The sequence below is a fragment of the Pseudomonas sp. ZY71 genome, assembly GCF_036542145.1.
Lineage (GTDB): Bacteria > Pseudomonadota > Gammaproteobacteria > Pseudomonadales > Pseudomonadaceae > Aquipseudomonas > Aquipseudomonas koreensis_A.
The window spans coordinates 4,299,382-4,313,342 of sequence record NZ_CP144274.1 but is presented as its reverse complement, the minus strand read 5'-3'; the positions used below and the strand labels follow the sequence as shown (position 1 = coordinate 4,313,342).

The following is a 13,961-nucleotide window of genomic DNA, read 5'->3' as shown; positions in this document are numbered from 1 at the left end:
ACTCCTACATTTGAAATGCGTTCCCTTGTAGGAGTGAGCCTGCTCGCGATGGCGTCCGTCTGTGCAACACAAAAACCCAGCCCACTGGTCAACTAATTGCAAAGCAACCTAACTATTGCGTTGACATTCGCTGCCTAGGCAGTAACATCTCGACATACATTCACTGCCTAGGCAGTTATTAGGTGAGCAAATGAAGCATTTCACCCCGGACGAATTCAAACATTGCCATCTCGGCCTGTTGCTTGGCCGTGCGGCGCTGCTCAAGGACCGGATCATCGACACCCACATGGAACCCCACGGCATCACCGCCGCGCAGTTCAAGGTGTTGATCATCATGGCCCAGTTCGGCGTCGATACCCCGGCCGAGCTGTGCCGGCATCTGTCGCTCGACAGCGGTTCGATGACACGCATGCTTGATCGTCTGGAGCAGAAAGGCTTTTTGGCTCGCCACCGCAGCGAAGGCGATCGCCGTCAGGTGCAACTGAAACTGACTGAGCAAGGCCAGCAACTGGCCGATCGCCTGCCGCACATCGGCGCCGATGCCATGAATGAACTGGCCGGCGCCGTCACTCCGGACGAGTTGAAGACCCTGGAATACATCCTCAAGAAAATTCTGCTGGCAGCCGGTGACCCGATCACCATCCAGCGGTTAGGTGAACACAATGAGCGGTAAAACCTTGCGCAGCAGCCTGACGCTGGTGCTGTCGGCGATGATCCTCGCGGGTTGCGCCAACTACAGCGGCCTCGACACTCAAGGCAAAAGCCTTGATGCGAAAAGCCTCAACGCCAGCCAATCCCTCAACGGCGTGACCCTGTCGCCGGCCGCGTGGCCGAAGAGCGACTGGTGGACCAGCCTCGGCGACCCGCAACTCGACGGTCTGATCCGCGAAGCGTTGCACGACAGCCCGGACATGCAGATCGCCGAAGCTCGCGCGCATCAGGCCAGCGCCGCCGCGTATGCCGCCGATGCCGAACGTTATCCGACCCTCGACGCCAGCGCCGGCATCAGCCGTTCGCGTCTGGCCAAGGATCAGGACCCGCGAGGGCAGGGCGACGCCTACGCCACCGTGCGTAACGTCAGCGCCGGTTTCAATTACAACTTCGACCTGTGGGGCGGCCAGCGTGATGCCTGGGAAGCTGCACTCGGTCAGGCCCGCGCCGCTGAAGTCGATCGTCAGGCTGCGCAGTTGACGCTTGCTGCTGATGTGGCTCGCGCTTACAGCGATCTCGGTCAGGCGCACATCGTTTATGACCTGGCCAACGACGATCTCAAGCGCACCAAGCAGATGCTCGACTTGAGCCAGCGTCGCCTGAGCTCCGGGATCGACAGTCAGTACCAGTTCCAGCAAACGCAAAGTCTGGAAGCCAGTTCCGAAGCCAGCCTGATCGACGCAGAGAAGCGCCTGAACAGCGCCAAAATCGCCTTGGCCGTGCTGCTCGGCAAAGGCCCGGATCGCGGCAACGAAATCGCCCGACCGAAAGTCCTGCAAGCCAGCGCTGTCGCCGTGCCGTCGGTATTGCCAGCGGAATTGCTCGGTCGACGCCCGGATCTGGTCGCTGCGCGCTGGCGCGTCGAAGCGGCGAGCAAAGACATCGACTCGGCGAAAACCCGCTTCTATCCCAACTTGAATCTCACGGCTTCGGCCGGTGCCGAGTCCTTGTTGGGTGACGCGATGTTCGGTTCGGCCAGTCGCTTCTTCAACATTGCCCCGACCATTTCGGTGCCGATCTTCGACGGCGGACGCCTGCGCGCCAACCTCGATGCCCGCGACGCCGATTACGACCTCGCGGTGGCGCAGTACAACAAAAGTCTGGTGAAAGCACTGGGCGATGTCAGCGACACGATCAATCAGTTGCGTGACATCGGCCGGCAGATCGGTGCGCAGCAGCACGCCACCGACATTGCCCAGGATTCTTACAACACCGTGGTCCAGCGTTACGGTTCCGGCATCGGCAACTACCTGGACGTGCTCAGCATCGAGCAGCAATTGCTGCAGGCCCAGCGTCAACTGGCCAACCTCAATGCCGAGCAAATCGATCTGTCGATTCAACTGATGCAAGCGCTGGGCGGCGGCTTCCAGGGGCAAACCCTGACCGCAGCCAACGCCAGCCCAGCCACGCCGCACAACTAATTCAAGGTAATTGTCATGGCCACTGCCGAAAATACCCAAGCTCAAGGCAACACCCCGGATACCGGCAACCCGCGCAAGCGCAAAGTCATGCTGCTGGTGCTGGCCGTTGTCGTTGCACTCGCCTGCGCCGGCGTCTGGGCGTATCACGAATTCATCGGGCGCTTTAACGAAAGCACCGACGACGCCTACGTAAACGGTAACGTCGTCGAAATCACCCCGCTGGTGACCGGCACCGTGGTCAGCATCGGCGCTGACGATGGTGATCTGGTTCACGAAGGTCAGGTGCTGATCAACTTCGACCCGAACGACGCTGAAGTCGGCCTGCAAAGTGCCCAGGCGAAACTGGCGCGCACCGTGCGTCAGGTGCGCGGCTTGTACAGCAACGTTGACGGCATGAAAGCCCAGGTCAATGCGCAACAGGCCGAAGTGCAGAAAGCCCAGGACAACTACAACCGGCGGAAAAACCTCGCGCAGGGCGGGGCGATTTCCCAGGAAGAACTGTCCCACGCTCGCGACGACCTGACCTCGGCGCAAAACGCCCTGGCCAACGCCAAGCAGCAGCTGAAAACCACCAGCGCGCTGGTCGATGACACCGTGGTCTCGTCGCACCCGGACGTGATGTCGGCCGCTGCCGATCTGCGTCAGGCGTACCTGACCAATGCCCGCAGCACCTTGATCGCGCCGGTCACCGGTTACGTGGCCAAGCGCACCGTGCAACTCGGCCAGCGTGTGCAGCCGGGCACGGCGTTGATGGCGGTGATTCCGCTGGATCAACTGTGGATCGACGCCAATTTCAAAGAAACCCAACTGCGTGACATGCGCATCGGTCAGCCGGTCGATATCGAATCCGATATCTACGGCAGCGACGTGAAATACAGCGGCACCGTCGACAGCCTCGGCGCCGGTACCGGCAGCGCGTTTGCCTTGCTGCCAGCGCAGAACGCCACCGGTAACTGGATCAAGATTGTGCAGCGTGTGCCGGTGCGGATTCACATCAACGCCGAAGAACTGGCCAAGCATCCGCTGCGCGTTGGCCTGTCGACCAACGTTGAAGTGAACCTGCACGACCAGAGCGGCCCGGTGCTCGCACAGCAGCCACCGCAAAAAGCCTCGTTCAGCACCAACGTCTACGACCGCCAACTGGCTGAAGCCGACGCGATGATTGCGCAGCTGATCCACGACAACAGCGCAGCGGTGAGCAAAACCGCACAACGCTGACCTGCACTGACTTTGTAGGAGTGAGCCTGCTCGCGATAGCGGTGTGTCAGACCCAATTCCTCGACTGATACACCGCTATCGCGAGCAGGCTCACTCCTACAGGGCTGCGGCGACCATCAGGTTTCATAGGATTCACAATGAGCAATAACGCCTCTTTCACGCCGCCCAGCCTGTTGCTCAGCACCATCGGCCTGTCGCTGGCGACCTTCATGCAAGTGCTCGACACCACCATTGCCAACGTGGCGCTGCCGACGATTTCCGGCAACCTCGGGGTGAGTTCGGAGCAGGGCACCTGGGTGATCACCTCGTTCGCCGTGAGCAACGCGATTGCGCTGCCACTGACCGGTTGGCTTAGCCGTCGGTTCGGCGAGGTGAAACTGTTTCTCTGGGCCACCATCCTGTTCGTGCTGGCCTCGTTTCTCTGCGGTATCTCGACGTCGATGCCGGAATTGATCGGCTTCCGCGTCCTGCAAGGTCTGGTCGCCGGGCCGCTGTACCCGATGACGCAGACCCTGTTGATCGCGGTGTATCCGCCCGCCAGGCGCGGCATGGCCCTGGCGTTACTGGCGATGGTCACGGTGGTCGCGCCGATTGCCGGGCCGATTCTCGGTGGCTGGATTACCGACAGTTACAGCTGGCCGTGGATCTTCTTCATCAACGTGCCAATCGGCATCTTTGCGGTGATGGTGGTGCGCTCGCAACTGGCCAAACGTCCGGTGGAAACCAGCCGTCAGCCGATGGATTACGTCGGTCTGATCACGCTGATCATTGGTGTCGGCGCGTTGCAGGTGATCCTCGATAAGGGCAATGACCTGGATTGGTTCGAGTCGAACTTCATCATCATCGGTGCGGCGATTTCGGTGATCGCGCTGGCGGTGTTCGTTATCTGGGAAATGACCGACCAGCATCCGGTGGTGAATCTGCGGCTGTTCGCCTACCGCAACTTCCGCATCGGCACGTTGGTGTTGGTGCTGGGGTACGCCGGGTTCTTCGGTATCAACCTGATCTTGCCGCAATGGTTGCAGACACAGATGGGTTACACCGCGACCTGGGCCGGTTTGGCCGTGGCGCCGATCGGCATTCTGCCGGTGCTGCTGTCGCCGTTTGTCGGCAAGTACGCGAACAAGTTCGACCTGCGCTTACTGGCCGGGCTGGCGTTTCTGGCGATTGGCTTGAGCTGCTTCATGCGCGCCGGATTCACCAATGAAGTGGATTTCCAGCACATCGCGCTGGTGCAGTTGTTCATGGGCATTGGTGTGGCGCTGTTCTTCATGCCGACCCTGAGCATTCTGATGTCGGACCTGCCGCCGAGTCAGATTGCCGACGGTGCCGGTCTTGCGACTTTTCTGCGAACGTTGGGTGGTAGCTTTGCGGCTTCGTTGACTACGTGGATCTGGATTCGCCGGGCGGATCAGCATCATGCGTATATGAGTGAAAGCATCAGCACCTTTGAGCCGGCGACTCGCGAGACCTTGAATCATTTGGGCGGGGCGAGCCAGTCGGCGTATGCGCAGATGGATCAGATTTTGACCAGCCAGGCGTACATGCTCTCCACCGTGGATTACTTCACGTTGTTGGGCTGGGGGTTTATGGGGTTGATTCTGATTGTGTGGCTGGCTAAGCCACCGTTTGCCGCGAAGGCAGGGCCTGCTGCTTCCGGGCACTGAGGTCAAAAGCCCCTCACCCTAACCCTCTCCCGGAGGGAGAGGGGACTGACCGTGGTTTGCTTTCGAGGTACGCCGACCTGAGCCACCGAGTTGAACTCAGGTTTTGAACAGCGTGAAGATCGGCTCCCTTTCCCCCTCGCCCCCCTGGGGGAGAGGGCTGGGGTGAGGGGGGGCGATATTCAGCCGTGCGGCAAAGCCAGCGGCGGGGCGAAGTCGAACGGCGCCAAGGCATACCCGCTCTCATCCACCTGCAACGCCCAACCCTGCCGATCCCAATCCCCCAGCACAATGCGCTTCGCCGCTTGCTCACCGAGCTGCAACTTGTGAATCGCCGGGCGGTGGGTGTGGCCGTGAATCAGGGTTTTCACGCCAAATTCCTGCATGATCCGCGGAATCTCTTCCGGCGTGACATCGACAATGTCATTCGCCTTCATCCGCGTCTGTGCCTTGCTCTCGCTGCGCAGTTTGCGCGCCAGTTTATGGCGGCTGCTCAAGGGCAGATTGCGCAGGATAAACAGCGTGATCGGATTACGCAGATAACGCCGCAGCTTCATATAGCCAACGTCGCGGGTGCAGAGGCTGTCGCCGTGCATCAACAGCACCGGCTCGCCGTAAAACTGCACGACACTCGGGTCCTTCAACAACGTACAGCCGGCCTGCTTGCAGAAGGCCTTGCCGAGCATGAAGTCGCGATTGCCGTGCATCAGAAAAATCGCCGTGCCGCTGTCGCTGAGTTCGCGCAGGGCTTGGCAGATGGAACGCTGGAAGGGCGTCATGGCGTCGTCGCCAATCCACGCTTCGAAGAAGTCGCCAAGAATGTACAACGCACTCGCCGAGCGGGCGCGTCCGGCGAGCAAATCCAGAAACGCCCGGGTAATGTCCGGGCGCTCCTCTTCCAGATGCAAGTCTGAAATCAGCAATATCACGCTTCGATGATCTCGGCTTTCTCGATGATCACGTCGTCTGCTGGTACGTCCTGGTGGCCGGCCTTGGAAGTGGTCGACACACCTTTGATCTTGTCGACAACGTCGGTACCGGCGGTCACTTTACCGAATACTGCGTAGCCCCAGCCTTGCACGTTCTTGCCGCTGTGGTTGAGGAAAGTGTTGTCGGCAACGTTGATGAAGAACTGCGCGGACGCCGAATGCGGCTCCATGGTGCGGGCCATGGCAACGGTGTATTTCTCGTTGGAAAGACCGTTGTCGGCTTCGTTCTGGATGCTTGGACGCTTGTCTTTCTTTTCCTTCATGCCGGGCTCGAAACCGCCGCCCTGGATCATGAAGTTACCGATGACGCGGTGAAAAACGGTGTTTTCGTAGTGACCGGCGTTGACGTACTCGATGAAGTTGGCGACGGTGATCGGCGCCTTTTCAGCGTTCAGTTCGATGACGATGTCGCCATGATTGGTGGTCAATTTAACTTGAGTCATGATCGCTACTCTTTAGAGGAATTCGTGGTTTTGGGACATCGAGCCCCCAAACCGGTTCAGCCAGCGTGGGCCAAGGTGCGCAGTTTAGCGTGACAGGCGCGAATTTCGAGGCTGTTTTTCAATTCCCGGCGATTAAATGCGCTCCTTTATAGGCCGTGCTCTGTCAGCCCCTTGACAGCATCGGCTATGATAGCGGCTTTGTTTTGTCTGGCCCCCTCTGCGGCCGCGCACATGTAAGTCAAGGATCCTATGAGCAAGCCCACTGTCGACCCTACCTCGAATGCCAAGTCCGGCCCTGCCGTGCCGGTCAATTTCCTGCGGCCGATCATCCAGGCAGACCTGGACTCGGGCAAGCACACGCAGATCGTCACCCGTTTCCCGCCTGAGCCCAACGGCTACCTGCACATCGGCCACGCCAAGTCGATCTGCGTGAACTTCGGTCTGGCCCAGGAGTTCGGCGGCGTCACGCACCTGCGTTTCGACGACACCAACCCGGCCAAGGAAGACCAGGAATACATCGACGCGATCGAGAGCGACGTCAAATGGCTGGGCTTCGAATGGTCCGGCGAAGTGCGCTACGCCTCGCAGTATTTCGACCAGTTGCACGATTGGGCCGTCGAGCTGATCAAGGCCGGCAAAGCCTACGTTGACGACCTGACTCCAGAGCAAGCCAAGGAATACCGTGGCAGCCTGACCGAGCCGGGGAAGAACAGCCCGTTCCGCGACCGTTCGGTTGAAGAGAACCTCGACTGGTTCGCCCGCATGCGTGCCGGTGAATTCCCGGACGGCGCCCGCGTGCTGCGTGCGAAGATCGACATGGCTTCGCCGAACATGAACCTGCGCGATCCGATCATGTATCGCATCCGCCACGCGCATCACCACCAGACCGGCGACAAGTGGTGCATCTACCCGAACTACGACTTCACGCACGGTCAGTCGGATGCCATCGAAGGCATCACCCACTCGATCTGCACCCTCGAGTTCGAAAGCCATCGTCCGCTGTACGAGTGGTTCCTCGACGCGCTGCCAGTGCCGGCGCACCCGCGTCAGTACGAGTTCAGCCGTCTGAACCTCAACTACACCATCACCAGCAAGCGCAAGCTCAAGCAACTGGTCGATGAAAAGCACGTCAATGGCTGGGACGATCCGCGCATGTCCACGCTGTCGGGCTTCCGCCGCCGTGGCTACACGCCGAAATCGATCCGCAACTTCTGCGAAATGATCGGCACCAACCGTTCCGACGGCGTGGTCGACTTCGGCATGCTCGAATTCAGCATCCGTGACGACCTCGACCAGACCGCACCGCGTGCGATGTGCGTGCTGCGTCCGCTTAAAGTGGTCATCACCAACTACCCGGAAGGTCAGGTCGAAAACCTCGAACTGCCGCGCCACCCGAAAGAAGACATGGGCGTGCGCGCTCTGCCATTCGCTCGGGAAATCTACATCGACCGTGACGACTTCATGGAAGAGCCGCCGAAGGGCTACAAGCGCCTGGAACCGGCCGGTGAAGTGCGTCTGCGCGGCAGCTACGTGATCCGTGCCGACGAAGCGATCAAGGACGCCGATGGCAACATCGTCGAACTGCGTTGCTCGTACGACCCGGAAACCCTCGGCAAGAACCCTGAAGGCCGCAAGGTCAAAGGCGTGATCCACTGGGTGCCGGCCGCGGCCAGCGTCGAGTGCGAAGTGCGTCTGTACGATCGTCTGTTCCGTTCGGCCAACCCTGAGAAGGCCGAAGACAGCGCGAGTTTCCTCGACAACATCAACCCTGATTCGCTGCAAGTGCTGACCGGTTGTCGTGCTGAGCCATCGCTTGGCAATGCACAGCCGGAAGACCGTTTCCAGTTCGAGCGCGAAGGCTACTTCGTTGCGGATTTGAAGGACTCGAAACCAGGTCAGCCGGTATTCAACCGTACCGTGACCCTGCGTGATTCGTGGGGCCAGTGATTCAGCGTCAAGGGAAATAACGTGCTAACGATCTACAACACGCTCACCAAGAGCAAAGAAGTCTTCAAGCCGCTGGATGGCAACAAGGTGCGCATGTACGTCTGCGGGATGACCGTGTACGACTACTGCCACCTTGGCCACGGCCGCAGCATGGTCGCGTTCGACCTGGTGACCCGCTGGTTGCGGTTCAGCGGTTACGACCTGACCTACGTGCGCAACATCACCGACATCGACGACAAGATCATCAACCGTGCCAACGAGAACGGTGAATCGTTCGAAGCGTTGACCGAGCGCATGATCGCCGCGATGCACGAAGACGAAGCGCGCCTGAACATCAAGAAGCCGGACATGGAACCGCGCGCCACGGATCACATTCCGGGCATGCACGCGATGATCCAGACCTTGATCGACAAGGGTTACGCCTACGCTCCGGGCAACGGTGACGTGTACTACCGCGTCGCGAAGTTCATGGGCTACGGCAAGCTGTCGCGCAAGAAAATCGAAGACCTGCGCATCGGCGCGCGCATCGAAGTCGACGAGTCGAAACAGGACCCGCTCGATTTCGTGCTGTGGAAAGCCGCCAAACCGGGCGAGCCAAGCTGGGAATCGCCATGGGGCGCCGGGCGTCCGGGCTGGCACATCGAGTGCTCGGTGATGTCCACCTGCTGCCTCGGCGAGACCTTCGACATTCATGGCGGCGGCAGCGATCTCGAGTTCCCGCACCACGAAAACGAAATCGCCCAGAGCGAAGCGGCCACTGGCAAGACCTACGCCAACGCGTGGATGCATTGCGGCATGATTCGCATCAATGGCGAGAAGATGTCCAAGTCGTTGAACAACTTCTTCACCATCCGCGACGTGCTGGAAAAGTACCACCCGGAAGTCGTGCGTTACCTGCTGGTGTCGAGCCACTACCGCAGCGCGATCAACTACTCGGAAGACAACCTCAAGGACGCCAAAGGCGCGCTGGAGCGTTTCTACCACGCGTTGAAAGGTTTGCCGAACGTCGCACCGGCTGGCGGCGAAGCCTTCGTCGAGCGTTTCACCACGGTGATGAACGACGACTTCGGTACGCCGGAAGCGTGCGCGGTGCTGTTCGAGATGGTGCGTGAGATCAACCGTCTGCGCGAGAGCGATCTCGATGCAGCGGCAGGTCTGGCGGCACGTCTGAAAGAGTTGGCTAGCGTGCTGGGTGTGTTGCAGCTGGAGGCGGATGACTTCCTGCAGGCGGGCGCTGAAGGGCGTGTCGATGCGGCTGAAGTTGATGCGCTGATTGCGGCGCGTCTGGCGGCACGTGCGGGTAAGGATTGGGCTGAGTCGGATCGGATTCGTGATCAGCTCACCGCCATGGGCGTGGTGCTGGAAGACGGTAAGGGTGGGACTACCTGGCGTCTGGCTGACTGATAGCTGTACTTGTTACAAACAAAACCCGCCGTGTGCGGGTTTTTGTTTGGCTGCGAAGAAGAGCCCCTCACCCTAACCCTCTCCCAGAGGGAGAGGGGACTGAATGGGGGATGCTCAAAAGATACGCCGACCTGAAAGTTTTTCTCCGAATCCATAATCGACACAGTCTTTCAGGTCGATGCACAACGCCAGACACCTCGGTCAGCTCCCTCTCCCTCCGGGAGAGGGCTGGGGTGAGGGGAATGGCGTCAAAGAGATCCACCGACTTGTACCTGCTTCGAATCCATAATCGACTGTTTTTTTCAGGACGATGTACAACGCCAGACACCTCGGTCAGCTCCCTCTCCCTCCGGGAGAGGGCTGGGGTGAGGGTTGCTTTTGCCGTTCGCGTAGGTCTTGATGTCGGCAACGCGTTCAGCCGGATGCTGATCAGCGACGATTATCGAAGGGAAACATCATGGCCAATCACTATCGCGAGCTACTAACCACCCCCGGCGCCACCGGGCTAGTGCTCGCGAGTTCTATCGCCCGCTTGCCACAGGCAATGATCGGCATCGGCATCATCACCATGCTGGTGCAGCAAACCGGGGTTTACTGGCTGGCCGGCACCGTCGCCGGGACGTTCACCCTGGCCAACGCACTGCTCGGCCCGTACATCTCGAGACTGGTCGATCAACATGGCCAGAGCCGCGTGCTGCCCGTCGTCACGGCGTTCAGCATTGCCATGTTGCTGGCCCTGATCATTGCCGTCCACTGGCGCGCACCCGCCACATTGCTGTTTGTTCTGGCGGCACTGGCGGGGACGATGCCGAGCATGCCGTCGATGATCCGCGCGCGATGGTCGCAGTTGTTCCGGGGCAAGCCTCAGCTGCACACGGCGTTCTCGCTGGACACGGTCCTCACCGAAATGGCCTACATCGTCGGCCCGCCACTGGCGATAGGTTTGAGCGTGAGTTTCTTTGCTGAAGCCGGGCCGCTGGTCGCAGTCGGGCTGTTGGCCGTCGGGGTGACAGCATTTCTCCTGCAGCGTCAGACTGAACCCAAGGTTGTCGTCGGCCACGCCAGCCATAGTGGCTCGACCTTGCTGATCCCCGGCGTGCGCACCATTGTCCTCGCGTTGTTGGCGATGGGCGTCATCGGCGGAGCAATCGATGTCGCCGTCGTGGCGTTCGCCAATGCACAGGGCTGGCCAGCGTCGGCGACTTTCATCCTCGCCGCCTATGCGTTCGGTTCGCTGGTGGCTGGTTTGACGTTCGGTGCAATGCGGGTTTCGCTGGCGATCGAAAAACAGTTCCTGATCGGGATATTGGTCACGGCGTTCACCGGCGTGTTGCCGATTTTTGCAGCGGACGTTTATGTCCTGTCAGCGACGCTGTTTATTGCCGGGATTTCGTTTGCGCCAACGATGGTCGTGGTCATGAAGCTGGGGACAATCATCATCCCGCCGTCGAGGATTACTGAAGGGCTGACGTGGATGACCACCGGTATCAGCATTGGCGTTGCGCTGGGCGGCATGCTGGCGGGGTTGGTGATTGATGCGTGGGGCGCGCGGGCAGGGTTTGGTGTGGCCATTGGGGCAGGGTTGATGATGGTGTTTGTTGTGCTGGTGGGGTTGCGCACATTGGGGGCGGCTTCGGTTGCGCATGTTGAGCCGGAATTTTCGCCCTCACCCTAGCCCTCTCCCCCAGGAGAGGGGACTGATTGGGGGATGTTCAGGAGATACACCGACCTGACCGATTTGCGCCGAATCCATAATCGCAACGATGTTTCAGGTCGATGTCCAGCACCAGACACCTCGGTCGGCTCCCTCTCCCTCCAGGAGAGGGGACTGAATGGGGATGTTCACGAGATACACCGACCTGAACGTGCTGCTTTGAATCCATAATCGACTGTTTTTTTCAGGTCGATGTCCAGCGCCAGACACCTCGGTCGGCTCCCTCTCCCTCCAGGAGAGGGGACTGAATGGGGATGTTCACGAGATACACCGACCTGAACGTGCTGCTTTGAATCCATAATCGACTGGTTTTTTCAGGTCGATGTCCAGCGTCAGACACCGCGGTCGGCTCCCTCTCCTGGGGGAGAGGGCTGGGGTGAGGGGAAGGGGTTCACTCAACCTTCAATCTGACGCAACCGCTTGTAAAGGGTGTTGCGGCTAACTCCAAGCCGTCGCGCCAAATGCGAAATATTCCCCCCGGAAGCCTTCAACTCCCGGTTCAACGCTTCAACATCATTCAGATCCAGCCCCAACGGTGCCGCGCTCTCCACTGGCTCCATCTCCAGATCAACAAAAAAATCATCCGGCAAATGCTCCAGCCTCACCGGCTGTTCCTCAGCCATCGCCAACGCCACCTGCATCACGCTACTGACCTGACGCAAATTCCCCGGCCACGGATGACGGCTGAACAGCTCCAGCACTTCCTGGCTCAACCCCGCCCATTGCGTCGGCTCACGATGCTGCTCCCACAGTCGTTTAAACAATGCCTCCTTATCACTGCGCTCCCGCAGCGGCGGCAGCTCCAGCGTCAGCCCACCAATGCGGTAATACAAATCCTCCCTAAACCGCCCCAATTGCACTTGTTCGCGCAAAGAGCGGTTAGTCGCCGAAATAATCCGCAAATCCACCGCAAACAACTCGCTGCTGCCCACCGGTTGCACGCAGCGCTCCTGCAACACCCGCAACAACCGCGCCTGCGTCGGCAACGGCATATCGCCAATTTCATCAAGGAACAGCGTGCCTTTATCCGCCTTGCGAATCAGCCCGATGCTGCCTTTCTGATTGGCGCCGGTGAACGCGCCTTTCTCGTAGCCGAATAACTCGGACTCGACCAGTTCGGCGGGGATAGCCGCGCAGTTGACGGCGATAAACGCCTGTTTGCTACGCGAGCTGGCCTGGTGCAGGGCTTTGACGAAGACTTCCTTGCCGACCCCGGTTTCGCCATGGATCAGCAGCGGAATGTCTTTCTCCAGTAACCGCTCAGCCTGACGCACGGCTTTTTCCACGCGAGCGTCGCCGAAGTGCAAGGTGTTGAGGCTGATCGCGGTGGGTGCGGCAGTTTTGGGTTCAGAAGCAAAAACGCGCGGTTGAACCGACGCCTGTTTCGGCCGCTTCAACAAACACTGAAAACGGTTACGCCCGGACGTCTGCAAGGCAAACGGCAACCCGTCCGGCTGATTGATCAACTCCAGCAGCGACACCTTGAACAGGCTCTCGACACTGACCCGCGACAAACGCACGCCGAGCAGATTGTCGGCGCGGCGATTGGCCGACAGCACTTGTCCACTCTCATCAAAAATCAACAACCCCGCCCACTGACTGTCGAGGTTGTTCAACCCGGTGTTGAAGGTCAGTTGAAAGTGCTGGCCATGAAACAGGTTGAGGATCAGCCGGTTCTCCACGGTCTGGCTCATCATCTTGACCATGCCCAAAGTGTGCGAGGGCGGCAGATAGCTGTCGCTGGACACATCGAGCACCGCAATCACCTTGCGCTCGGCGTCGAAAATCGGCGCGGCGGAGCCGGTCATGAAGCGGTTGGCCTTGAGAAAGTGTTCATCGTGTTCAATGTGCACCGCTTGTTCACACGCCAGCGCCGTGCCGATCGCATTGGTGCCGCTGGTGCGTTCCACCCAGCTCGCCCCGGCCTGAAAGCCCCGCGCCAGATTCGGTTCGATAAAGCGTTGCGTGCCCCACGAGGTCAGCACCTGGCCCTGATTGTCGGCGAGCATGATCAGGCAGTTGGAGTTGCTGAGGATGTTTTCGTAATAGGGCAGGACTTCCTGATGCGTGGTCTGCACCAGTGAATGATGACTGTCGAGCAACTGCGCAATGCCGGTGGCAGGCAGTTGATCGAAGGCCGGCGTGCTTTGGTGGTCGAGACCGAACGCGCGGCAACGTTGCCAGGATGTCTGGACGATCGCGTCGTGGGACAGCGGCGGGGCAGGTGCGGCCATGGCAGTGGGCCTCTGATGCAGCGATTTTTATTGTTGTTATGAACCCGATCTTCGAAACCTGCACAAATCCCCTGTAGGCCTTCGCCTGCTCGCGATAGCGGTGTGTCAGACATATTTGCATCGACTGACACACCGCTATCGCGAGCAGGCTCACTCCTACAATGGATCTTCGGCGTTCACAGAATCGGGGAAAAAGCGCTTATAGAGTGTTGTTCA

10 protein-coding genes are annotated in these 13,961 nt (G+C 59.8%); 7 read left to right on the top strand and 3 right to left on the bottom strand.

What is annotated here, in order from left to right; genetic code table 11:
- The first annotated feature begins 190 nt into the window (after window positions 1-190).
- The 4 genes from VY732_RS19095 (at window position 191) to VY732_RS19080 (ending at window position 5,017) form a co-directional block, all read left to right on the top strand.
- Window positions 191-673, top strand: a complete 483-nt coding sequence (locus VY732_RS19095; RefSeq protein WP_095189882.1) for a MarR family winged helix-turn-helix transcriptional regulator — start codon at window positions 191-193, stop codon at window positions 671-673.
- Window positions 663-2,132, top strand: a complete 1,470-nt coding sequence (locus VY732_RS19090; protein WP_331691496.1) for an efflux transporter outer membrane subunit — start codon at window positions 663-665, stop codon at window positions 2,130-2,132. The genes VY732_RS19095 and VY732_RS19090 overlap by 11 nt, the downstream gene beginning before the upstream one ends.
- Before the next feature lie 15 nt (window positions 2,133-2,147).
- Window positions 2,148-3,350 (top strand): HlyD family secretion protein, encoded by a 1,203-nt coding sequence (locus VY732_RS19085; RefSeq protein WP_008082123.1) that lies wholly within the window; start codon window positions 2,148-2,150, stop codon window positions 3,348-3,350.
- A gap of 137 nt (window positions 3,351-3,487) precedes the next feature.
- Entirely contained in the window at window positions 3,488-5,017 is a 1,530-nt protein-coding gene (locus tag VY732_RS19080; RefSeq protein WP_016986555.1) for a DHA2 family efflux MFS transporter permease subunit, read from the top strand.
- Window positions 5,018-5,196: 179 nt separating this feature from the next.
- Here VY732_RS19080 and lpxH read toward each other — a convergent pair whose 3' ends face one another.
- Entirely contained in the window at window positions 5,197-5,943 is a 747-nt protein-coding gene (gene lpxH, locus VY732_RS19075; RefSeq protein WP_007912467.1) for a UDP-2,3-diacylglucosamine diphosphatase, read from the bottom strand.
- Complete coding sequence (locus tag VY732_RS19070) at window positions 5,940-6,446, bottom strand: peptidylprolyl isomerase (protein ID WP_095118204.1); 507 nt, start codon at window positions 6,444-6,446, stop codon at window positions 5,940-5,942. The genes lpxH and VY732_RS19070 overlap by 4 nt, the downstream gene beginning before the upstream one ends.
- Before the next feature lie 249 nt (window positions 6,447-6,695).
- On the opposite strand from VY732_RS19070, the gene VY732_RS19065 reads away from it, so the two are divergent.
- The 3 genes from VY732_RS19065 to VY732_RS19055 all read left to right on the top strand — a co-directional run bounded on the left by VY732_RS19065 (window position 6,696) and on the right by VY732_RS19055 (window position 11,472).
- Window positions 6,696-8,393: a glutamine--tRNA ligase/YqeY domain fusion protein gene (locus VY732_RS19065; protein ID WP_016986557.1), complete on the top strand. Its 1,698-nt coding sequence runs from the start codon at window positions 6,696-6,698 to the stop codon at window positions 8,391-8,393.
- Between the two features lie 21 nt (window positions 8,394-8,414).
- The gene (gene cysS / locus VY732_RS19060; RefSeq protein ID WP_077573639.1) at window positions 8,415-9,797 is read left to right on the top strand and encodes a cysteine--tRNA ligase; all 1,383 of its coding nucleotides are present in this window, start codon (window positions 8,415-8,417) and stop codon (window positions 9,795-9,797) included.
- 457 nt (window positions 9,798-10,254) lie between these two features.
- Window positions 10,255-11,472 (top strand): MFS transporter, encoded by a 1,218-nt coding sequence (locus VY732_RS19055; protein ID WP_331691495.1) that lies wholly within the window; start codon window positions 10,255-10,257, stop codon window positions 11,470-11,472.
- A gap of 434 nt (window positions 11,473-11,906) precedes the next feature.
- Here the strand turns inward: VY732_RS19055 and VY732_RS19050 are convergent, their stop codons facing one another.
- On the bottom strand, window positions 11,907-13,745 hold the full coding sequence (locus VY732_RS19050; RefSeq protein ID WP_331691494.1) for a sigma-54-dependent Fis family transcriptional regulator: 1,839 nt from the start codon (window positions 13,743-13,745) through the stop codon (window positions 11,907-11,909).
- Between the last annotated feature and the right edge of the window lie 216 nt (window positions 13,746-13,961).

Coding starts and splice junctions, on each gene's coding strand:
- VY732_RS19095 (WP_095189882.1), top strand. CDS start 191: ATGAAGCATTTCACCCCGGACGAATTCAAACATTGCCATCTCGGCCTG.
- VY732_RS19090 (WP_331691496.1), top strand. CDS start 663: ATGAGCGGTAAAACCTTGCGCAGCAGCCTGACGCTGGTGCTGTCGGCG.
- VY732_RS19085 (WP_008082123.1), top strand. CDS start 2,148: ATGGCCACTGCCGAAAATACCCAAGCTCAAGGCAACACCCCGGATACC.
- VY732_RS19080 (WP_016986555.1), top strand. CDS start 3,488: ATGAGCAATAACGCCTCTTTCACGCCGCCCAGCCTGTTGCTCAGCACC.
- VY732_RS19070 (WP_095118204.1), bottom strand. CDS start 6,446: ATGACTCAAGTTAAATTGACCACCAATCATGGCGACATCGTCATCGAA.
- VY732_RS19065 (WP_016986557.1), top strand. CDS start 6,696: ATGAGCAAGCCCACTGTCGACCCTACCTCGAATGCCAAGTCCGGCCCT.
- VY732_RS19055 (WP_331691495.1), top strand. CDS start 10,255: ATGGCCAATCACTATCGCGAGCTACTAACCACCCCCGGCGCCACCGGG.
- VY732_RS19050 (WP_331691494.1), bottom strand. CDS start 13,745: ATGGCCGCACCTGCCCCGCCGCTGTCCCACGACGCGATCGTCCAGACA.